The sequence below is a fragment of the Burkholderia sp. Tr-20355 genome (assembly GCF_017104685.1).
GTDB lineage: Bacteria > Pseudomonadota > Gammaproteobacteria > Burkholderiales > Burkholderiaceae > Burkholderia > Burkholderia seminalis.
In genome coordinates, this window is sequence record NZ_JAAGPK010000105.1 from 1 (window position 1) to 20686 (window position 20686).

General features: G+C 66.5%; 19 protein-coding genes and 1 pseudogene. 16 read left to right on the forward strand and 4 right to left on the reverse strand.

All coding sequences use genetic code 11. The features are described 5' to 3' along the window. From G3N62_RS23290 to map, 3 genes and pseudogenes are all read right to left on the reverse strand, one after another. Nucleotides 1–189: pseudogene (locus tag G3N62_RS23290) on the reverse strand (pseudouridine synthase); the annotation flags it as partial. Nucleotides 190–205: 16 nt separating this feature from the next. Continuing rightward, nucleotides 206–2782 carry a [protein-PII] uridylyltransferase gene (locus G3N62_RS23295; RefSeq protein ID WP_034188850.1) on the reverse strand — a complete coding sequence of 859 codons (2577 nt, stop codon included), beginning with the start codon at nt 2780–2782 and terminating at the stop codon, nt 206–208. A 41-nt stretch (nt 2783–2823) separates the two neighbouring features. Beyond that, the gene (gene map, locus G3N62_RS23300) at nt 2824–3639 is read right to left on the reverse strand and encodes a type I methionyl aminopeptidase (RefSeq protein ID WP_021159103.1); all 816 of its coding nucleotides are present in this window, start codon (nt 3637–3639) and stop codon (nt 2824–2826) included. Between the two features lie 377 nt (nt 3640–4016). Between map and rpsB the strand changes: the two genes are divergently transcribed. From rpsB to G3N62_RS23380, 16 genes are all read left to right on the forward strand, one after another. After that, a complete protein-coding gene (gene rpsB, locus G3N62_RS23305) occupies nt 4017–4757 on the forward strand; it encodes a 30S ribosomal protein S2 (RefSeq protein ID WP_006483818.1) in 741 nt (246 codons plus the stop codon). A 162-nt stretch (nt 4758–4919) separates the two neighbouring features. Beyond that, nucleotides 4920–5801, forward strand: coding sequence for a translation elongation factor Ts (gene tsf, locus G3N62_RS23310; protein WP_034188848.1), 882 nt, complete (start codon nt 4920–4922; stop codon nt 5799–5801). A 156-nt stretch (nt 5802–5957) separates the two neighbouring features. After that, nucleotides 5958–6671: a UMP kinase gene (gene pyrH / locus G3N62_RS23315; RefSeq protein WP_011352459.1), complete on the forward strand. Its 714-nt coding sequence runs from the start codon at nt 5958–5960 to the stop codon at nt 6669–6671. Between the two features lie 91 nt (nt 6672–6762). Continuing rightward, nucleotides 6763–7323: a ribosome recycling factor gene (frr, locus tag G3N62_RS23320; protein WP_027787089.1), complete on the forward strand. Its 561-nt coding sequence runs from the start codon at nt 6763–6765 to the stop codon at nt 7321–7323. 49 nt (nt 7324–7372) lie between these two features. Next, nucleotides 7373–8155 carry a polyprenyl diphosphate synthase gene (gene uppS / locus G3N62_RS23325; RefSeq protein ID WP_034188847.1) on the forward strand — a complete coding sequence of 261 codons (783 nt, stop codon included), beginning with the start codon at nt 7373–7375 and terminating at the stop codon, nt 8153–8155. Continuing rightward, nucleotides 8149–8970 carry a phosphatidate cytidylyltransferase gene (locus G3N62_RS23330; RefSeq protein ID WP_069706323.1) on the forward strand — a complete coding sequence of 274 codons (822 nt, stop codon included), beginning with the start codon at nt 8149–8151 and terminating at the stop codon, nt 8968–8970. The genes uppS and G3N62_RS23330 overlap by 7 nt, the downstream gene beginning before the upstream one ends. Before the next feature lie 15 nt (nt 8971–8985). Beyond that, nucleotides 8986–10182 carry a 1-deoxy-D-xylulose-5-phosphate reductoisomerase gene (locus tag G3N62_RS23335; RefSeq protein WP_049031464.1) on the forward strand — a complete coding sequence of 399 codons (1197 nt, stop codon included), beginning with the start codon at nt 8986–8988 and terminating at the stop codon, nt 10180–10182. Between the two features lie 11 nt (nt 10183–10193). Beyond that, complete coding sequence (gene rseP, locus G3N62_RS23340; protein ID WP_124669732.1) at nt 10194–11579, forward strand: RIP metalloprotease RseP; 1386 nt, start codon at nt 10194–10196, stop codon at nt 11577–11579. Between the two features lie 61 nt (nt 11580–11640). Continuing rightward, nucleotides 11641–13950, forward strand: a complete 2310-nt coding sequence (bamA, locus tag G3N62_RS23345; RefSeq protein ID WP_034188843.1) for an outer membrane protein assembly factor BamA — start codon at nt 11641–11643, stop codon at nt 13948–13950. A gap of 64 nt (nt 13951–14014) precedes the next feature. Then, nucleotides 14015–14512, forward strand: coding sequence for an OmpH family outer membrane protein (locus tag G3N62_RS23350; RefSeq protein ID WP_034188842.1), 498 nt, complete (start codon nt 14015–14017; stop codon nt 14510–14512). A gap of 16 nt (nt 14513–14528) precedes the next feature. Then, nucleotides 14529–15608, forward strand: coding sequence for a UDP-3-O-(3-hydroxymyristoyl)glucosamine N-acyltransferase (gene lpxD, locus G3N62_RS23355; RefSeq protein ID WP_034188841.1), 1080 nt, complete (start codon nt 14529–14531; stop codon nt 15606–15608). A gap of 129 nt (nt 15609–15737) precedes the next feature. Continuing rightward, on the forward strand, nt 15738–16205 hold the full coding sequence (gene fabZ / locus G3N62_RS23360; protein WP_006495559.1) for a 3-hydroxyacyl-ACP dehydratase FabZ: 468 nt from the start codon (nt 15738–15740) through the stop codon (nt 16203–16205). 58 nt (nt 16206–16263) lie between these two features. Further along, nucleotides 16264–17052: an acyl-ACP--UDP-N-acetylglucosamine O-acyltransferase gene (gene lpxA / locus G3N62_RS23365; protein ID WP_034188840.1), complete on the forward strand. Its 789-nt coding sequence runs from the start codon at nt 16264–16266 to the stop codon at nt 17050–17052. A 3-nt stretch (nt 17053–17055) separates the two neighbouring features. Beyond that, nucleotides 17056–18225 carry a lipid-A-disaccharide synthase gene (lpxB, locus tag G3N62_RS23370; protein WP_034188839.1) on the forward strand — a complete coding sequence of 390 codons (1170 nt, stop codon included), beginning with the start codon at nt 17056–17058 and terminating at the stop codon, nt 18223–18225. Beyond that, entirely contained in the window at nt 18222–18866 is a 645-nt protein-coding gene (gene rnhB / locus G3N62_RS23375; RefSeq protein ID WP_124608947.1) for a ribonuclease HII, read from the forward strand. The genes lpxB and rnhB overlap by 4 nt, the downstream gene beginning before the upstream one ends. Next, nucleotides 18863–19645, forward strand: a complete 783-nt coding sequence (locus tag G3N62_RS23380) for an RNA methyltransferase (RefSeq protein WP_124669731.1) — start codon at nt 18863–18865, stop codon at nt 19643–19645. The genes rnhB and G3N62_RS23380 overlap by 4 nt, the downstream gene beginning before the upstream one ends. Before the next feature lie 100 nt (nt 19646–19745). Here the strand turns inward: G3N62_RS23380 and G3N62_RS23385 are convergent, their stop codons facing one another. Beyond that, entirely contained in the window at nt 19746–20561 is an 816-nt protein-coding gene (locus tag G3N62_RS23385) for a pyruvate, water dikinase regulatory protein (RefSeq protein WP_034188836.1), read from the reverse strand. Nucleotides 20562–20686 lie beyond the last annotated feature (125 nt).

A 20686-nucleotide genomic window follows, 5' to 3' on the forward strand; every position in this document is an offset into this window, starting at 1 on the left:
TGCACCGCGCGGCTTGAACGAGCGTTCGCCAGCGGCGGCCGGGGCGGCCTTCTTCGGACGGGCCGGCTTGTCCCCCGCGGGCGGCGCGGCGGGACGCACCGCCTTGCGGGCGACGAGGCTGCCGGAGCGGACAGGGGCGCGGGTCGGCGACGCCGGCTTCGGATTCTTGACGGTTAGTTTGGTGCGCATAAACGCTGGAATTCATTCAGACTGCGATCGCACGCAGCAATTCGGTTTCGAGCTGGATCTGCAGGCGGTTGTCGGACAGGCCGGCGCCCGCGAGCAGGAAGATGTCTTCGACGCGCTCGCCGAGCGTATTGATCCGCGCCGCATGGACGCCGACCCGATGCTCGGCGAGTACGCGCGCGATCGAATAGAGAAGGCCCGGCCGGTCGTTGGCCGACACGGACAGGATGTAGTACTGGCCGCGCTCGTCGGCCCGCAGGTCGACGCGCGGCGTGATCGGAAACGTCCGCGACAGCCTCGACAGGCGGCCCTTGGACGGTTCCGGCAGCGGGGCGGTTTCGGCAAGCCGCGTCGCGAGCTGCTGCTCGACGAGATTCGCGATGTCGCGGTAACGCACGTCGCGTTCGGTCTGCGTGACGATGAAGTTGTCGAGCGCATAACCGTGCCGCGTCGTGCTGACGCGTGCATCGAGCACCGACAGCCCGTTGCGGTCGAAATACGCGCAGATGCCCGCGAACAGGTCGGGGCGATCCTTCACGTAGACGAGCACCTGCAGCGCGTCGCCGATCGGCGACGGCCGCGCGCGGACGATCGCGGTTTCGGCGTTCACGTGCCGGTACAGCACGCGCGTCTGCCACGCGATGTCGGCCGCATCGTGACGCAGGAAGAAGCCGACGTCGAGCTGATCCCACAGCGCGCGATGCGCGTCGTCGGGCACGGTCTCGAGGCGCAGCAGCGCGAGCGCCTGTTCCTGCCGCGACTTCAGCTCCGAGTGCGCGTCGGGGTTCGCGCCGCCGAGCACCGCGAGCGTGATGCGGTACAGGTCCTCGAGCAGCTTGCCCTTCCACGTGTTCCACACCTTCGGGCTCGTGCCGCGGATATCGGCGACGGTCAGCAGGTACAGCGCGGTGAGGTAGCGTTCGTTGCCGACGACTTCGGCAAAGCGCTTGATGACCTCGGGGTCGCTCGTGTCCTGTTTCTGCGCGACCTGGCTCATCGTCAGGTGATGCTGGACGAGCCACACGATCAACGACGCGTCGTCGCCGGCGATGCCGTGCTCGCGGCAGAAGCGCCGCGCATCGGCCATCCCGAGCGTCGAATGGTCGCCGCCGCGGCCCTTCGCGATGTCGTGGAACAGCGCCGCGACATACAGCACCCACGGGCGCTCGAAGTTGCCGATCAGCTGGCTGCAGAACGGATATTCGTGCGCATGCTCGGCCACCGCGAAGCGGCGGATATTGCGCAACACCATCAGGATGTGCTGGTCGACCGTGTACACGTGGTACAGGTCGTGCTGCATCTGGCCGACGATGCGGCGGAAGTTCAGCAGATAGCGGCCGAGCACGCTCGTCTGGTTCATCAGCCGGAACGCGTGCGTGATGCCCTCGGGCTGCTGCAGGATCCGCATGAACGTGTCGCGGTTCTGCGGATCGCGGCGCCACGCGTTGTTCATGATTTCGCGCGAGTTGTACAGCGCGCGCAGCGTGCGGGCGGAGAAGCCCTTCACGCCGCGGGTCGTCTCGTACAGCAGGAACGCTTCGAGGATCGCGTCGGGATGACGCTCGAACACGCCGTCATCGACGATCTCGAGCATCCCCTGCTTCTCGACGAAGCGATCGGGCGACAGCACGCGCGTGATGCCGCTCGTCGCGGGGAAGAGCTGCGCCTCGATGTTCTGGATCAGGATCGTCGCGAGCTGCGTGACGGCCTTCGCGGCCCAGTAGTAGCGGCGCATCAGCTGCTCGCTCGCGCGCTTGGTCTGCGTCGGCTGGTAGCCGAAGCTCTCGGCGGCCTGCGTCTGCAGGTCGAACACGAGCATGTCCTGGCGGCGGCCGGCGATCACGTGCAGCCGCGCGCGCAGCGTCTTCAGGAAGCCCTCGTTGCGGCGCAGCTCGCGTGCTTCGCGATCGGTGATGAGGCCGCGCGTGTCGAGTTCGCGCCAACTGCTGCCGAACCCCGCCGCGCGCGCGATCCACAGGATCGTCTGCAGGTCGCGCAGCCCGCCGGGGCTTTCCTTCACGTTCGGCTCGAGGCTGTACGGCGTGTCCTGGAACTTCGCGTGGCGCTGGCGCATCTCGAGCACCTTCGCGGTGAAGAACGCGCGGGCGTCGAGCGCCTCGTGGTAGCGCACCGTGAAGCGCTCGAACAGCGCGGTGCTGCCGACGATGCGGCGCGCTTCCAGCAACGAGGTCTGCACCGTGACGTCCTGCGACGCCTCCTCGATGCACTGCGCGACCGTGCGCACGCTGCTGCCGATCTCGAGGCCGAGATCCCACGCCATCCCGATGAAGCGCTCGATGCGCGCGTCGAGCGCCGGGTCGTGCGCATCGGGCAGCAGCACGAGGATGTCGACGTCGGAATAGGGCGCGAGCTCGCCGCGCCCGTAGCCGCCGACGGCGACGAGCGCGAGCGTCGCGGGCAGCCCGCAGTCGTCCCACACGCGCTTGAGCGCATCGTCGGTGAGTTTCGACAGCGCGTGCATCAGCGATGCGACGGTCGTTGCGTGGCGAAAGCGCTCGAGCAACTCCGTCTTGGCGGCCTTGAATTCGGCGCGCCGCGACAGCGCGTCGGGCGAGGGGGCGGCGTGAGCGCTCATGGGCAGCCGTTCAGGTGCGGGCGGGGCGGGCGCGACGGCGCTCAGACCGCGGCAGCCGGTTGCGCGAACACGGGGCGCGCCGGCGTGCCGGCCGACACGGTCAGCACCTCGTAGCCGGTTTCGGTGACGAGCACCGTGTGCTCCCACTGCGCCGACAGGCTGCGGTCGCGCGTCTTGACCGTCCACTGGTCGGGCATCGTGCGGATGTCGCGCTTGCCGGCGTTGATCATCGGCTCGATCGTGAAGATCATCCCGGCCTTCAGCTCGATGCCGGTGCCCGGGCGCCCGTAATGGACGACCTGCGGATCCTCGTGGAACACCGTGCCGATGCCGTGGCCGCAGTATTCGCGCACGACGCTGTAGCCCTGCGCTTCCGCGTGCTTCTGGATCGCGTAGCCGATGTCGCCGAGGTGCGCGCCGGGCTTGACCTGGTCGATGCCGAGCCACATGCACTCGTAGGTGGTCTGCACGAGGCGCTTCGCGAGGATCGAGCCTTCGCCGACGATGAACATCCGGCTGGTGTCGCCGAAGTAGCCGTTCTTGATCACGGTGATGTCGATGTTCAGCGCATCGCCGTTCTTGATCACCTTCTCGCCGGGAATGCCGTGACAGATCACGTCGTTGACCGAAATGCAGGTGGCCTTCGGGTACGGCGGATAGCCGGGCGGCTGGTAGTTCAGCGGCGCGGGGATCGTGCCCTGTTCGTTGAGCATGAACTCGTGGCAGAGACGGTCGAGTTCGGCGGTCGTGATGCCCGCGACGACGTGCGGCGTGATGAAATCGAGCACTTCGCTCGCGAGACGGCAGGCGACGCGCATCTCCGCGATATCGTGTTCGTTTTTGAGCGTAATAGCCATCGAGGTATGCCTGGAATGCGGTGAATTGACGGATTATCGCACCTTATGGCTGCCCTCGCAGCCCCTGCCGGCCGCGCGGATGCGGGTTTTCGCGGATTGTCCGGCCGGCTGGCGCGCGGCAGCGAAAGTGTCGGGCGACTTGAGGGCGGACAACTCGGCGTGCTATACTCTTTGGCTAAGTCGATGTCCAAATGCCGAACTTGCCTCATTTTGGGGCGGCATGGCGACGAAAGGCTTGCGGCACGGGCGTTTTGCACGTGCCGAATCGCAAGCCGGCGCAACCAGGGTGCCGGCCGCGCGGAATTCGCGCCCTTCGGGGCGGGTTCGCGCGGCGGTACGGCGGCCGGCTTAAGACCCAACCCTCGTGGAGAATTTACATGGCAGTTACGATGCGCCAAATGCTGGAAGCGGGTGTCCACTTCGGTCACCAGACGCGCTTCTGGAACCCGAAGATGGCTCCGTTCATTTTCGGTCACCGCAACAAGATTCACATCATCAACCTCGAAAAGACGCTGCCGATGTTCACGGACGCACAGAAGTACGTGCGCCAGCTGGCAGCGAACCGCGGCACGATCCTGTTCGTCGGCACGAAGCGTCAATCGCGTGACACGATCGCCCAGGAAGCGCAGCGCGCAGGCATGCCGTACGTCAACGCACGCTGGCTCGGCGGCATGATGACCAACTTCAAGACGCTGAAGGTATCGATCAAGCGCCTGAAGGACATGGAAGCGGCAGTCGAGGCGGGCGAGCTCGAGAAGATGAGCAAGAAGGAAGCGCTGCTGTTCGAACGCGAAATCGCCAAGCTGCAGAAGTCGATCGGCGGCGTGAAGGACATGGGCGGCATTCCGGACGCCATCTTCGTCGTCGACGTCGGCTACCACAAGATTGCCGTCACGGAAGCGAACAAGCTGGGCGTGCCGGTCATCGCCGTGGTCGATACGAACCACTCGCCGGAAGGTGTGGACTACGTGATCCCGGGTAACGACGACTCGAGCAAGGCAGTCGCGCTGTACGCCGAAGGCGTGGCCGACGCGATCCTCGAAGGCCGTGCGAACGCGGTCAACGAAGTGGTCCAGGCCGCACGCGGCGACGACGAGTACGTCGAGGAAAACGCGTAACTGGCCCCGAGCCGGCGCAAAAAGGGGGCTCTCAACAGGCCCCCTTTTTTTAAGCTTGTGCGCCGGACCTGATCGCGCCGAATCGGCGCGGGTCCGGAAACGAATCTCGGCCGTTCGCGTCCAAGCGGGCGGCGTTGTGAATACAGACTCAAGGAGCGAATGATGGCGGCAATTACCGCAAGCATGGTGGCAGAACTGCGCGCGAAGACCGACGCACCGATGATGGAGTGCAAGAAGGCGCTGACGGAAGCCGACGGCGACCTGGCCAAGGCTGAAGAGCTGCTGCGCGTCAAGCTCGGCAACAAGGCGAGCAAGGCGGCATCGCGCGTGACGGCCGAAGGCGTCGTCGCATCGTTCGTCGGCGGCAACGCAGGCGCGCTGGTCGAACTGAACTGCGAAACCGACTTCGTCGCGAAGAACGACGACTTCCTCGCATTCTCGAAGACGGTGGCGGAGCTCGTCGCGACGCAAAACCCGGCCGACGTGGCTGCGCTGTCGGCGCTGCCGCTCGACGGTTCGACGGTCGACGCGGTGCGTCTGGCACTGATCGGCAAGATCGGCGAGAACGTGTCGATCCGCCGTTTCGTCCGTTTCGAAACCGCGAACAAGATCGCCACCTACCTGCACGGCGCGCGGATCGGCGTGATCGTCGAGTACACGGGCGCGGAAGAGCAGGTCGGCAAGGACGTCGCGATGCACATCGCGGCCATGAAGCCGGTCGCGCTGTCGTCGGCCGACGTGCCGGCGGAACTGATCGAAACGGAACGCCGCGTGGCCGAGCAGAAGGCTGCCGAATCGGGCAAGCCGGCCGAAATCGTCGCGAAGATGGTCGACGGTAGCGTCCAGAAGTACCTGAAGGAAGTGTCGCTGCTGAACCAGACGTTCGTGAAGAACGACAAGCAGACGATCGAGCAGATGCTGAAGGCAGCCAATGCCGCCGTGCAGAAGTTCGCGCTGTTCGTCGTCGGCGAGGGCATCGAGAAGCGCCAGGACGACTTCGCCGCCGAAGTGGCCGCGCAAGTCGCAGCAGCAAAGCAGCAGTAAGCAGTCAGGCAGTATCCGCGGCGGGCGTCCGCTCCGCCGCGGCCGGCGCCGCCGCCGGCCGGCCGGGAACCCCGGTCCGGTCGGCGGCGCTTGCCCGAATCAGTATTTCGCCCCTACAGTTCGTGGTTGTCATCCTCTCGTCGCTCGGAAGCCCCTATGTCCAATGCCTATAAACGCGTCCTCCTCAAACTCTCCGGCGAAGCGCTGATGGGCGACGATGCCTTCGGCATCAATCGCGCGACGATCGAACGGATGGTGGCCGATATCGCCGAAGTCGTGCGTCTCGGTACGCAGCTCGCGGTCGTGATCGGTGGCGGTAATATTTTCCGCGGTGTCGCGGGCGGCGCGGCCGGCATGGACCGCGCGACGGCCGACTACATGGGGATGCTCGCGACGATGATGAACGCGCTGGCGCTGCAGGACGCGATGCGCCACGCCGGCATCGAGGCGCGCGTGCAGTCCGCGCTGCGCATGGACCAGGTCGTCGAGCCGTACATCCGGCCCCGCGCGATCCGCCAGCTCGAGGAAGGCCGCGTCGTGATCTTCGCGGCCGGTACCGGCAACCCGTTCTTCACGACGGATACCGCCGCCGCGCTGCGCGGGTCGGAAGTGGGTGCCGAGGTCGTGCTGAAGGCAACCAAGGTCGATGGCGTATATTCTGCCGATCCGAAGAAGGATCCGTCGGCTACGCGCTACACGACGATCACTTTCGACGAGGCGATCAGCCGCAACCTGCAGGTGATGGACGCGACGGCCTTTGCGCTGTGCCGCGACCAGAAGCTGCCGATTCGCGTGTTTTCGATCAACAAGCCGGGCGCGCTCAAGCGCATCGTGCTGGGCGAGGACGAAGGTACGCTCGTCCACGTGTAAACTCCCGCGGATGCGGGTCATCGGCCGCGGCGTATCTCCTGCGCCGGGCGGGGCCCGCGTTCTTTGAAGGTTTGAAGGTTCGGAGGTTGAAATGAGTGTCGCTGATACCAAGAAGGGCGTCGAGCAAAAGATGCAGCGCTCGATCGAAGCGTTCAAGAACGATCTGGCCAAGATCCGTACGGGCCGTGCACACACCGGTCTGCTCGATCACGTGCAGGTCGACTACTACGGCTCGATGGTGCCGATCTCGCAGGTCGCGAACCTGACGCTCGTCGACGCGCGCACGATCGGCGTGCAGCCGTGGGAAAAGAACATGGTCGCGAAGGTCGAGAAGGCCATCCGCGAAGCCGACCTGGGCCTGAACCCGGCGACGGCCGGCGACCTGATCCGCGTGCCGATGCCCGCGCTGACGGAAGAGCGCCGCCGCGAGCTGACCAAGGTCGTGAAGGGCGAAGGCGAGACGGCCAAGGTCGCGATCCGCAACCTGCGCCGCGACGCGAACGAAGCGCTCAAGAAGCTCGTGAAGGACAAGGAAATCTCGGAAGACGACGAGCGCCGTGCGAGCGACGACGTGCAGAAGCTGACCGACAAGCACGTCGCCGAAATCGACAAGCTCGTGCAGACCAAGGAAGCCGAGATCATGACGGTCTGACGACCGTCCTCGCGCGCCGCCTTCCTCCCGCATTACTGTCTCAACGGCCATGACCTATACCAGCTCTACCGTTCGCGTGCCTGACGTCGGCGTCGTGCCGCGTCACATCGCGATCATCATGGACGGCAATGGCCGTTGGGCGACCGAACGCCGCTTGCCGCGCGTCGCGGGGCACACCCGCGGCGTCGATGCCGTGCGGGCAGTGGTCGAAGGTTGCGCGCGCGCCGGTGTCGAATACCTGACGCTGTTCGCGTTCAGTTCCGAAAACTGGCGCCGGCCGAACGACGAAGTGTCGTTCCTGATGCGGCTGTTCATCACCGCGCTCGAGCGCGAGGTCGGCAAGCTGCATGCAAACGGGATCCGCCTGCGTGTCGTCGGCGATCTCGACCGTTTCGAGCCGCGCATCCGCGAGCTGATCCGCCGCGCCGAAACCAAGACGGCGCGCAATACGCGCCTGACGCTCACCATCGCGGCCAACTACGGCGGCCGGTGGGACATCCTGCAGGCGACGAAGAAGCTCGTCGAGCAGGCCGTGCGCGAGGGGCGCGAGGTCGAGGTGACCGAGGACGCATTCGCGCCGCACCTGGCGATGGCCTATGCGCCGGAGCCCGATCTCTTCATCCGTACGGGCGGCGAGCAGCGCGTCAGCAACTTCCTGCTGTGGCAGCTCGCGTACGCCGAGTTCTATTTCACCGACAAATACTGGCCGGATTTCGACGGCGCGGCCCTGGCCGACGCGTTGGCGTCGTATACCGAGCGCGAGCGCCGTTTCGGGCGCACGAGTGCGCAGCTCGAACCGCAATCGCAGAACGCCGACTCCCTTTCATGCTGAAAACCCGTGTGATCACGGCGATCGTGATGCTGGCAGTGCTGCTGCCGGTGACGCTGTTCGCGCCGCTCACGGCGTTCGGCGCGCTGATCGGCGCCGTGCTCGTGTTCGCCGCGTGGGAGTGGGCGCGCCTGCTGAAACTCGGCGGCGCCGGCTCCGTCGTCTATGCAGTCGTCGCGGCGCTTGCGCTGGCGGCCACCACGCCGCTCGGCATCGACGCGGCCGGATCCCGTCCCCTTTTCATGGCAGCCGGCGTGTTCTGGCTGCTGGTCGGCCCGTTCGCGCTGCGGCGCAAGCCCGAACTCGCGGGCGGCGTCTGGCGGCCGTTCCTGCTCGCCGCCGGCCTGATCGTGTTCGCGGCCTGCTGGCATGCGCTTGTCGCGGCACGCGCGCAAGGCGTGCCGTTCGTGCTGTCGCTGCTGCTGGTCGTCTGGCTGGCCGATATCGGCGCATACTTCGCGGGCAAGGCCTTCGGAAAGCGTAAACTGGCCGTGACGATCAGCCCCGGCAAGAGCTGGGAAGGCGCGATCGGCGGCTGGCTGGCCGTGATGATCGTCGCCGGTGTCGCGATGGCCGCGCATGCGTTCGAGCCGACCCTGTTTTCCGCATTTGCCGCCCGCTACGGGATGCCCGGCGCGTGGGCCGCGCTGACGCTGCTGGTCGTGTACAGCGTGATCGGCGACCTGTTCGAGTCACTGTTGAAGCGGCAGGCGGGCGTGAAGGATTCGAGCGGACTGCTGCCGGGCCATGGCGGCGTGCTCGACCGGGTCGACGCGCTGCTGCCGGTGCTGCCGCTCGCGATGCTGCTGCTTGGTTAAACCATTCATTCTTTTATGCAAAAACGTCTGACATTGCTCGGTTCCACGGGCTCGATCGGAGACAGCACGCTCGACGTGGTCGCGCGCCATCCCGAACGCTTCTCGGTCTACGCGCTGACCGCGCACCGCAACGGCGACAAGCTCGTCGAGCAGTGTCTGCGCTTCGCGCCCGAAGTGGCGGTGGTCGGCGATGCCGCGACGGCCGCGCACGTCGAGGCGAAGCTGCGCGCGGCGGGCAGCAAGACGACCGTGCTGTACGGCCCGCAGGCGCTCGTCGACGTGTCGAAGAGCGACGGCTGCGATACGGTGGTCGCGGCGATCGTCGGCGCGGCCGGCCTCGCGCCGAGCCTCGCGGCCGCGCGCGCCGGCAAGCGGATCCTGCTCGCGAACAAGGAATCGCTCGTGATGTCGGGCGCGATCTTCATGGACGCCGTGCGCGATCATGGCGCGATCCTGCTGCCGGTCGACAGCGAACACAACGCGATCTTCCAGTGCATGCCGCGCGACGCGGCCGAGCACGGCGGGATCTCGAAGATCATCCTGACCGCGTCGGGCGGCCCGTTTCGCACGCGCGAACCGGCCACGCTCGCCGACGTGACGCCGGACGAGGCGTGCAAGCATCCGAACTGGGTGATGGGCCGCAAGATCTCGGTCGATTCGGCGACGATGATGAACAAGGGCCTCGAGGTGATCGAGGCGCACTGGATCTTCGGGTTGCCGGGCGATCGCATCGACGTGCTGATCCATCCGCAGAGCGTGATCCATTCGCTCGTGTCGTACCGTGACGGCTCGGTGCTCGCGCAGCTCGGCAACCCCGACATGCGCACGCCGATCGCGCACGCGCTCGCGTTCCCCGAGCGCGTCGACGCGGGCGTCGGCCCGCTCGACCTCGCGCAGATCGCGCAGCTGTCGTTCGAGAAGCCCGATTACGCGCGCTTCCCGTGCCTCGCGCTCGCGCTGAAGGCGCTCGAGGAAGGCGGCATCGCGAGCGCCGCATTGAACGCGGCGAACGAGGTTGCGGTCGAAGCATTTCTCGAGCGCCGGATCGGCTTCATGGCGATCGCGGCGACGGTCGACGCGGTGCTCAACGCGCTGCCGAACCGTGCGCCCGACGGGCTCGACGACGTCCTGGCGGCGGACGCCGAGGCACGCCGCCTCGCCGCCGAGATCATTGCAAAAGCGCCTGCGCCACGCGTGGAGCGTACCGTCTGAATGGAGTGCTCATGAACGTGCTGGTCGAACTGGTCGCGTTTGCGGTGGCGATCGGGGTACTGGTCGTCGTGCATGAGTACGGGCACTATCGTGTCGCGCGCTGGTGCGGCGTGAAGGTCCTGCGATTCTCCATCGGCTTCGGCCAGCCGGTCGCACGCTGGGTCAGCCGCCGCACGGGCACCGAGTGGACGCTGTCCGCGCTGCCGCTCGGCGGCTACGTGAAGATGCTCGACGAGCGCGATCCGGGCCCCGGCATCCGGCCCGACGAACTCGGGCAGGCGTTCAACCGGCAGTCCGTCTACAAGCGGATCGCGATCGTCGCGGCCGGCCCGATTGCGAACTTCCTGTTGGCAATCGCGCTGTTCTCGATCGTGTTTGCCACCGGTGTGACCGAGCCGGCCGCGGTCGTCGCGCCGCCGGCCGCCGGAACGGTGGCGGCCCGTGCGGGCTTCGACGGCGGCGAGACGGTCGTGTCGATCCGCGACGCGCGCACCGGCGACGCGCAGGGCAGCGAGTCCGAGCCGGTGCGGTCGTGGTCGGACCTGCGCTGGAAGCTGCTGTCGGCCGCGTTCGATCACCGCGAGATCGTGCTCGGCGCACGCGACGGCAACACGACGTTCGATTTCCGCGTCGACCTCCGCCAGGTTCCCGACAGTCAGCTCGACGACGATTTCATGGCCCATCTGGGCTTCGAGACCGGCGGCGGCACGCTGTCGGTCGCGTCCGTGCAGCCGGGCAGCGCGGCGGAGCAGGCGGGCCTGAAGGCCGGCGACAAGCTGGTGGCGCTCGACGGCAAGCCGATCGGCGGCGCGACGCGTTTCATCGATTCGGTGAAGCACCATGCGGGGCAGGCGCTCGACCTGCGGATCGAGCGCAACGGCGCCGCGCAGACGGTGTCGATCGTGCCGCAGATGCAGCGCGACGACGAATCGGGGCAGCAGGTCGGCCGGATCGGCGCGGCGCTGTCGATGCACGCGCCGTCCGTCGACGTGCGCTACGGGCCGATCGAGAGCCTGCGGCTCGGCGCGCACCGCACGTGGGACATCTCCGTGTATTCGCTGAAGATGTTCGGGCGCATGATCACGGGCAACGCGTCGCTGAAGAACCTGTCCGGCCCGGTGACGATCGCCGACTACGCGGGCAAGAGCGCGCGGCTCGGACCGTCGGCGTTCCTGTCGTTCCTCGCCCTTGTCAGCATTAGCCTTGGCGTCCTGAACTTGTTGCCGATTCCCGTTTTGGACGGGGGGCATCTGTTATATTATGCGGTTGAAGCCGCGACCGGGAAAGCCGTCTCGGAGCGCTGGCAGCTGATTCTGCAAAGAGCCGGGTTGATCTGCATCGTCGCATTGTCGGCGATCGCGCTGTTCAACGATCTGGCTCGGTTAATCCATTTCTGAAGCGTCAGGCGGCCGCCGCTCGGCAGTCGCCCGATTTGATGCAGCTAAATATTGGGGATGCATGTTGTTCAAACCTCATCGCTTTGTACCTAAGACAGTTGCAGCGGCCGCGCTCGCCGCTCACGGCCTCGCGGCGCATGCAGCGGCACCGTTCGTGGTGCAAGACATCAAGATCGAGGGGCTGCAGCGCGTCGAAGCGGGTTCGGTGTTCGCCTATCTGCCGATCAAGCAGGGCGATACCTTCACGGACGACAAGGCATCCGAAGCAATCCGCGCGTTGTACGCGACGGGCTTTTTCAACGACGTGCGCATCGCCACGCAAGGCAACGTCGTCATCGTGCAGGTGCAGGAGCGTCCGGCCATCGCGTCGATCGACTTCACCGGCACGAAGGAATTCGACAAGGACAACCTGACGAAGGCGCTGCGCGCGGTCGGTCTCGCCGACGGCCGCTACTACGACAAGGCGCTCGTCGACAAGGCGGAGCAGGAGCTCAAGCGCCAGTACCTGACGCGCGGCTTCTATGCGGCCGAAGTCAAGACGACGATCACGCCGGTCGACGCGAACCGCGTGTCGATCCTGTTCGCGGTGGCCGAAGGCCCGAGCGCGAAGATCCGCCAGATCAACTTCATCGGCAACAAGGCGTTCAGCACCAGCACGCTGCGCGACGAGATGCAGCTGTCGACGCCGAACTGGTTCTCCTGGTACACGAAGAACGACCTGTACTCGAAGGAAAAGCTCACGGGCGACCTCGAGGCCGTACGCTCGTACTACCTGAACCGCGGCTACCTCGAGTTCAACATCGAGTCGACCCAGGTGTCGATCTCGCCCGACAAGAAGGACATGTACCTGACGGTCACGCTGCACGAAGGCGAGCCGTATACGGTGTCGGGCATCAAGCTGTCGGGCAACCTGCTCGATCGCGAAGCCGAACTCAACAAGCTGATCAAGATCAAGCCGGGCGACCGCTTCTCGGCCGAAAAGCTGCAGCAGACCACCAAGTCGATCGTCGACAAGCTCGGTGAATACGGTTACGCATTCGCGACCGTCAACGCGCAGCCGGACATCGACCAGGCGAACCACAAGGTGAACCTGAACCTCGTCGTCGATCCGAGCCGCCGCGTGTACGTGCGACGCATCAACGTGGTCGGCAACACGCGCACGCGCGACGAGGTGGTGCGCCGCGAAATGCGCCAGCTCGAAAGCTCGTGGTTCGATTCGAACCGCCTCGCGCTGTCGAAGGACCGCGTGAACCGTCTCGGCTACTTCACCAACGTCGACGTGACGACGGTGCCGGTCGAAGGCACGAACGACCAGGTCGACGTGAACGTGAAGGTCGACGAAAAGCCGACCGGCGCGATCACGCTGGGCGCCGGCTTCTCGTCGACGGACAAGGTCGTGCTGTCGGCCGGCGTGTCGCAGGACAACGTGTTCGGTTCGGGTACCAGCCTGTCGGTGAACGTCAACACCGCGAAGAGCTACCGGACGCTGACCGTCACGCAGGTCGACCCGTACTTCACGGTCGACGGCATCAAGCGGATCACGGACGTCTACTACCGCACGTACCAGCCGCTCTACTATTCGACCAGCTCGAGCTTCCGGATCATCAGCGCGGGCGGCAACCTGAAGTTCGGCATCCCGTTCTCGGAAGTCGACACCGTCTACTTCGGCGCGGGCTTCGAGCAGAACCGCCTCGACGTCGATTCGAACACGCCGCAGAGCTACCAGGATTACGTGAACCAGTTCGGCCGCGTGTCGAACACGGTGCCGCTGACGGTGGCATGGTCGCGCGACGCGCGCGACAGCGCGCTGATTCCGAGCCGCGGCTACTTCACGCAGGCGAACATGGAGTACGGCGTGCCGGTCGGCAAGATCCAGTACTACAAGGCCGACCTGCAGGCGCAGTACTACTATTCGTTCTCGCGCGGCTTCATCCTGGGCCTGAACCTGCAAGGCGGCTACGGTAACGGTATCGGCAACCCGTACCCGATCTTCAAGAACTACTACGCGGGCGGTATCGGCTCCGTGCGTGGCTACGAGCCGAGCTCGCTGGGCCCGCGCGACACGAAGACGAACGACCCGATCGGCGGTTCGAAGATGGTCGTCGGCAACATCGAACTGACGTTCCCGCTGCCGGGCACGGGCTACGACCGCACGCTACGCGTGTTCACGTTCCTCGACGGCGGTAACGTGTGGGGCAACGCGCCGGGCGGCACGAGTACGGGCGCGAACGGCCTGCGCTACGGCTATGGTGTGGGTCTCGCGTGGATCTCGCCGATCGGCCCGCTGAAGCTGAGCCTCGGCTTCCCGCTGCAGAAGCACGAAGGCGACCAGTACCAGAAATTCCAGTTCCAGATCGGGACGGCGTTCTGACCGAACGCATGACAACAGCAACGAGAGGGTAATTTTGCTAACCGGTAAGTTTTCGAAACGAGTGATGTGCGCGCTGACCGTTGCGCTGGCCCTGGGCGCGGCAACGGTGCACGCACAGGACGTCGCCCGCATCGCGGCGGTCAATTCGGATCGGATCCTGCGCGAGTCTGCGCCCGCGAAGGCGGCGCAGACGAAGCTCGAAGCCGAGTTCGCGAAGCGCGACAAGGATCTGCAGGACCTGGCCGCGCGCCTGAAGTCGATGTCCGACTCGCTGGACAAGAACGGCACGTCGCTGTCGGCGGCCGACCGCGCGCAGAAGCAGCGCGACCTCGCCCAGCTCGATACCGACTTCCAGCGCAAGCAGCGCGAGTTCCGCGAGGACCTGAACCAGCGTCGCAACGAGGAGCTGGCGGCCGTGCTGGAGCGGGCGAACAAGGTCATCAAGCAGATCGCCGAGCAGCAGAATTACGACCTGATCGTGCAGGAAGCCGTGTACGTCAGCCCGCGCATCGACATCACCGACAAGGTGCTCAAGGCGCTCGCGTCCGGCTCGGCGAACTGAACGGAGCAGACGACGAATGGCATTGACGCTTGAGGAACTCGTAAAGCGGTTCGGCGGCGAGATCGCCGGCGACGCACAGTGCAAGGTGGGCGGGCTCGCGCCGCTCGACCAGGCCGGCCCGCAGCAGCTCGCGTTCCTCGCGAACCCGAAGTACCTGTCGCAAGTCGAGTCGACCCGCGCGGGCGCGGTGCTGATCGCACCGAAGGATCTCGAAAAACTGGGCGCGGCGGCCGGCGGCCGCAACTTCATCGTGACGCCCAATCCGTACGCGTACTTCGCGCGCGTCGCGCAGATGTTCATCGACCTGGCCACGCCGCAGCGCGCCGCCGGCGTGCATCCGAGCGCGACGATCGATCCGGCCGCGAAGGTCGCCGCGAGCGCGGTGATCGGCCCGCACGTGACGGTCGAGGCCGGCGCGGTGATCGAGGACGGCGTGCAACTCGACGCGAACGTCTTCGTCGGCCGCGGCACGACGATCGGCGCCGGCTCGCACTTCTATCCGAACGCATCGGTGTACCACGGCTGCAAGATCGGCCCGCGCGCGATCGTCCATGCAGGCGCCGTGATCGGCTCCGACGGTTTCGGCTTCGCGCCGGATTTCGTCGGCGACGGCGATGCGCGCACCGGCAGCTGGGTCAAGATCCCGCAGGTCGGCGGCGTGACGATCGGCCCGGACGTCGAAATCGGCGCGAACACGACGATCGACCGCGGTGCGATGGCGGATACCGTCATCGACGAATGCGTGAAGATCGACAACCAGGTGCAGATCGCCCACAACTGCCGGATCGGCGCGTACACGGTGATCGCCGGCAAGGCGGGCATCGCGGGCAGCACGACGATCGGCCGCCACTGCATGATCGGCGGCGCGGCCGGGATCGCCGGCCACGTGACGCTCGGCGACTATGTCATCATCACCGCGAACTCGGGCGTATCGAAGTCGCTGCCGAAGGCCGGCATCTATACCAGCGCGTTCCCGGCCGTCGATCACGGCGAATGGAACAAGAGCGCCGCACTCGTGCGCAACCTCGACAAGCTGCGCGAGCGCATCAAGGCGCTCGAAGCCGCGCTCGCCGCCCAGGGCGGCACGGGCGCCTGAGCGCATCATGCGAGACCACCAACCGGGCACGGCCAGCGCAACCGGCCCGGTTTGCCAGACTGGGCCGCGCGGCGGCCCGCTTCAGCCTTTGCATCACCACCGCGCAGCCTCTGCGTGAGACGAACCATCATGAGCACTGAAAAAATCAATCTCGACATCCACAAGATCCTCACGCTGCTGCCGCATCGCTACCCGATTCTGCTCGTCGACCGCGTGCTCGAACTCGAACCGCACAAAGGGATCAAAGCGCTGAAGAACGTGTCGATCAACGAGCCGTTTTTCCAGGGGCATTTCCCGAAGCGGCCGGTGATGCCGGGCGTGCTGATCCTCGAGGCGCTCGCGCAGGCGGCTGCGTTGCTGACCTTCGCGGAAGAGCAGCCGAAGGATCCGGAGAACACGCTGTACTACTTCGTCGGCATCGACGGCGCGCGGTTCAAGCGCGTGGTCGAGCCGGGCGATCAACTGATTCTGAACGTGACGTTCGAACGCTACATCCGCGGCATCTGGAAGTTCAAGGCGGTGGCGGAAGTGGACGGCAAGGTGGCGGCGGAAGCCGAACTGATGTGCACGGTCAAGACGGCCGACGCGGCGCCCTGAGCGACGCGGCACGCATGGGCAACGCAACGCGACACATCACATCGAGAGGCAACGGCGCATGACCAGGATTCATCCCACCGCGATCGTCGAGCCGGGCGCGCAGATCGACGAATCGGTCGAGATCGGCCCGTACGCGATCGTCGGTCCGCACGTCACGATCGGCGCGCGCACGACGATCGGCTCGCACAGCGTGATCGAAGGCCATACGACGCTCGGCGAAGACAACCGCATCGGCCATTACGCGTCGGTCGGCGGCCGTCCGCAGGACATGAAGTACAAGGACGAGCCCACGAAGCTCGTGATCGGCAACCGCAACACGATCCGCGAGTTCACGACGATCCACACGGGTACCGTGCAGGACCTCGGCGTGACGACGCTCGGCGACGACAACTGGATCATGGCCTACGTGCACATCGGCCATGACTGCCGCGTCGGCAACCACGTGATCCTGTCGAGCAACGCGCAGATGGCCGGCCACGTCGAGATCGGCGACTGGGCGATCGTCGGCGGCATGTCGGGCGTCCACCAGTTCGTGCGCATCGGCGCGCACTCGATGCTGGGCGGCGCATCGGCGCTCGTGCAGGACATCCCGCCGTTCGTGATCGCGGCCGGCAACAAGGCCGAACCGCACGGGATCAACGTCGAGGGGCTGCGCCGGCGCGGTTTCTCGCCCGATGCGATCTCGGCGCTGCGCAGCGCGTACCGCGTGCTCTACAAGAGCGGCCTGTCGTTCGAGGAAGCGAAGGTGCAGTTGCGCGAGCTGGCGGAGGCGGGCGGCGACGGCGACGTGCCGGTGAAGGCGTTCGTCGATTTCATCGACGCGTCGCAACGCGGCATCATCCGCTAAGCGATGCCGCTTCCGACCAATCAGCTCCGGCTCGCGATGGTGGCCGGCGAGCCGTCGGGCGACCTGCTCGGGGCGTCGCTGCTCGGCGGGCTGCGCGAGCGGCTGCCCGAATCGGCCCAGTATTACGGGATCGGCGGGCAGCGGATGATCGCGCACGGCTTCGACTCGCACTGGCAGATGGACAAGCTGACCGTGCGCGGTTATGTCGAGGCGCTCGGCCAGATTCCCGAGATCCTGCGGATTCGCGGCGAACTGAAGCGCCAGCTGCTCGCCGAGCGGCCTGACGCGTTCATCGGCGTCGACGCGCCCGACTTCAACTTCAACGTCGAACAGGCCGCGCGCGACGCGGGCATTCCGTCGATCCACTTCGTGTGCCCGTCGATCTGGGCATGGCGCGGCGGCCGGATCAAGAAGATCGCCAAGTCCGTCGATCACATGCTGTGCCTGTTCCCGTTCGAGCCGGCGATCCTCGACAAGGCCGGCGTCGCATCGACCTATGTCGGCCATCCGCTGGCCGACGAGATTCCGCTCGAACCCGACACGCACGGCGCGCGCATCGCACTGGGGCTGCCCGCGGACGGCCCCGTGATCGCGGTGCTGCCGGGCAGCCGGCGCTCCGAGATCGCGCTGATCGGCCCGACCTTCTTCGCGGCGATGGCGCTGATGCAGCAGCGCGAGCCCGGCGTGCGGTTCGTGATGCCGGCGGCGACGCCCGCCCTGCGCGAACTGCTGCAGCCGCTCGTCGATGCGCATCCGCAACTCGCGCTGACGATCACCGACGGCCGCTCGCAGGTCGCGATGACGGCCGCCGACGCGATCCTCGTGAAGAGCGGCACCGTCACGCTGGAAGCCGCGTTGCTGAAGAAGCCGATGGTGATCTCGTACAAGGTGCCCTGGCTGACCGGGCAGATCATGCGCCGGCAGGGCTACCTGCCGTACGTCGGCTTGCCGAACATTCTGGCGGGGCGGTTCGTCGTGCCCGAGCTGCTGCAGCATTTCGCGACGCCCGAGGCGCTCGCCGATGCGACGCTCACGCAGTTGCGCGACGACGCGAACCGCCGCACGCTGACCGAAGTGTTTACCGAAATGCATCTTTCGCTGCGGCAGAATACGGCCGTGAAGGCGGCCGAAGCCGTCGTGCGCGTGCTTGAACATCGCAAGGGGCGCGCATGACCGCAGTACGCGTCCCACGCCGGCGCGCGTCGATCGACGTGCAGGGCGGTTTCGACTTCAGCCGCCCCGACGAGATCGTCTGCGGCGTCGACGAAGCCGGCCGCGGCCCGCTCGCCGGGCCGGTGGTGGCCGCCGCGGTGATTCTCGATCCGGCGCAGCCGATCGACGGGCTCGACGATTCGAAGGCGCTGTCCGCGAAGAAGCGCGATGCGCTGTACGAGCTGATCGTCACGCGTTCGCGCGCGTATTGCGTGGCGTCGGCGAGCGTCGACGAGATCGACACGCTGAACATCCTGCACGCGACGATGCTCGCGATGAAGCGGGCCGTCGAGGGCCTGTCGGTCCTGCCGACGCTCGCGCAGATCGACGGCAACCGCTGCCCGACGCTGACCGTGCGGGCCGAAGCGATCGTCAGCGGCGATGCGCTCGTGCCGAGCATCTCGGCCGCGTCGATCCTCGCGAAGGTCACGCGCGACCGCATGCTCGTCGACCTGCACGAGCGCTTCCCGGTGTACGGTTTCAACGTGCATGCGGGCTACGGCACCGCGAAACACCTTGCCGCACTGCGCGAGCACGGCCCGTGCGAAGCGCATCGACGCACTTTCGCACCGGTGCGTGCGGCACTCGACCTGATTCGATGAAAAGCATTACTTCCCGCGACAACCCGTTGTACAAGCGCCTGAAGGCGCTGGCGGGTTCGACGCCCCATCAGCGCCGCAGCGGCCAGGCGCTGCTCGAAGGCTTCCATCTCGCGAGCGCGTACCTCGATACGGGCGCGACGCCCGAGCTGTGCGTGACGACCGAGGGCGCGCTCGGCCACGCGGAAGCGCAGACGATCGTCGCGCGTATCGACGCGCAGCGGGTCGTCACGCTGCCCGACGCACTGTTCGGCCAGTTGTCGAACGTCGTCAACGGCGCCGGCTTCCTGCTGCTCGTCGACCGGCCCGAACATCCGCTGCCCGCGCGCGTCGCGCATACGTCGATCGTGCTCGACGGCGTGCAGGATGCCGGCAACGTCGGCTCGATCCTGCGCAGCGCGGCGGCGGCCAGCGTGCGCCACGTGTTCTGTGCGCCGGGAACGGCGTACGCGTGGTCGTCGAAGGTGCTGCGCTCGGGCATGGGCGCTCATTTCCTGCTGTCGATCCACGAGGATGTCGACGCTGCCGCGCTCGCCGAACGGCTCGACGTGCCGGTCGCGCTGACCGACTCGCACGGCGCGCAGGCGGTCTACGACTGCGACCTGTCGGGGCCGGTTGCCTGGGTGTTCGGCAACGAGGGCGCCGGCGTGTCGGCGTTCTGGCGCGATGCGGCCACGCATCGCGTGACGATTCCGCAGCCGGGCGGAATGGAGTCGCTGAACGTCGCAGCGGCGGCCGCGGTGTGCCTGTTCGAGCAGGTGCGCCAGCAGCGGCCTGCCTGACGCACGGCGCGCGCCAAGCGCCGCACGACGAAAAAAGGCCGCGTTCGACGCGGCCTTGCCGTTTCCGGCGGCGGCCATGCGGCCGCCCGTGCGCCGGTGCTCAGTACGACTGCCGGTCGAGACGGATTTCCTGCAGGATCGTCGTCGCGATTTCCTCGATCGACTTGTGCGTCGACGACAGCCACTTGATCCCCTCGCGACGCATCATCGCCTCGGCCTCGTTGATCTCGTAGCGGCAATTCTCGGGGGCCGCGTACTTGCTGCCGGGACGGCGCTCGTTGCGGATCTCCGACAGGCGCTGCGGGTCGATCGACAGCCCGAACAGCTTTTCGCGGTGCGGGGAGAGTGCCGACGGCAGCTTGCCGCGCTCGAAATCCTCCGGAATCAGCGGATAGTTTGCCGCTTTCACGCCGTACTGCATCGCAAGGTACAGGCTCGTCGGCGTCTTGCCGCTGCGCGACACGCCGACGAGGATCACGTCGGCTTCCGACAGGTTGCGGTTCGACTGGCCGTCGTCGTGCGCGAGCGAGAAGTTGATCGCCTCGATCCGCGTCTTGTACTCCTCGGTGTCCGCATTCTGGTGGCCGCGGCCCATCGCGTGGCTCGACTTGAGCTCCAGTTCCTGCTCGAGCGGTTCGACGAAGCGCTGGAACATGTCGAGCACGAGCGCGTTCGAGCGCTTGACGATGTCGTTCGATTCGCTGTCGACGAGCGTCGTGAACACGATCGCGCGGCGGCCATCGTGCACGGCGGCCTCGTTGATCTTCTCGACGGTCGCATAGGCCTTGTCGGGCGAGTCGACGAACGGCACGCGCACGAGACGGAATTTCTGGTCGAACTGGGAGAGGATCGAGTGCGCGAAGGTTTCGGCAGTGATCCCGGTGCCGTCGGAGACGATGAATACGGTAGGCAGCATGAATCTGGACGTCGAGCGTGAAGGGCGGTTGCGCGGGCGGCTGGAGGTGCGCCTCCAGACCCAGTGACAAGGTCGCGCCACATCCGGCAGCCGGCACGGTAGAATAGCGGCAACCTGTTGGATAA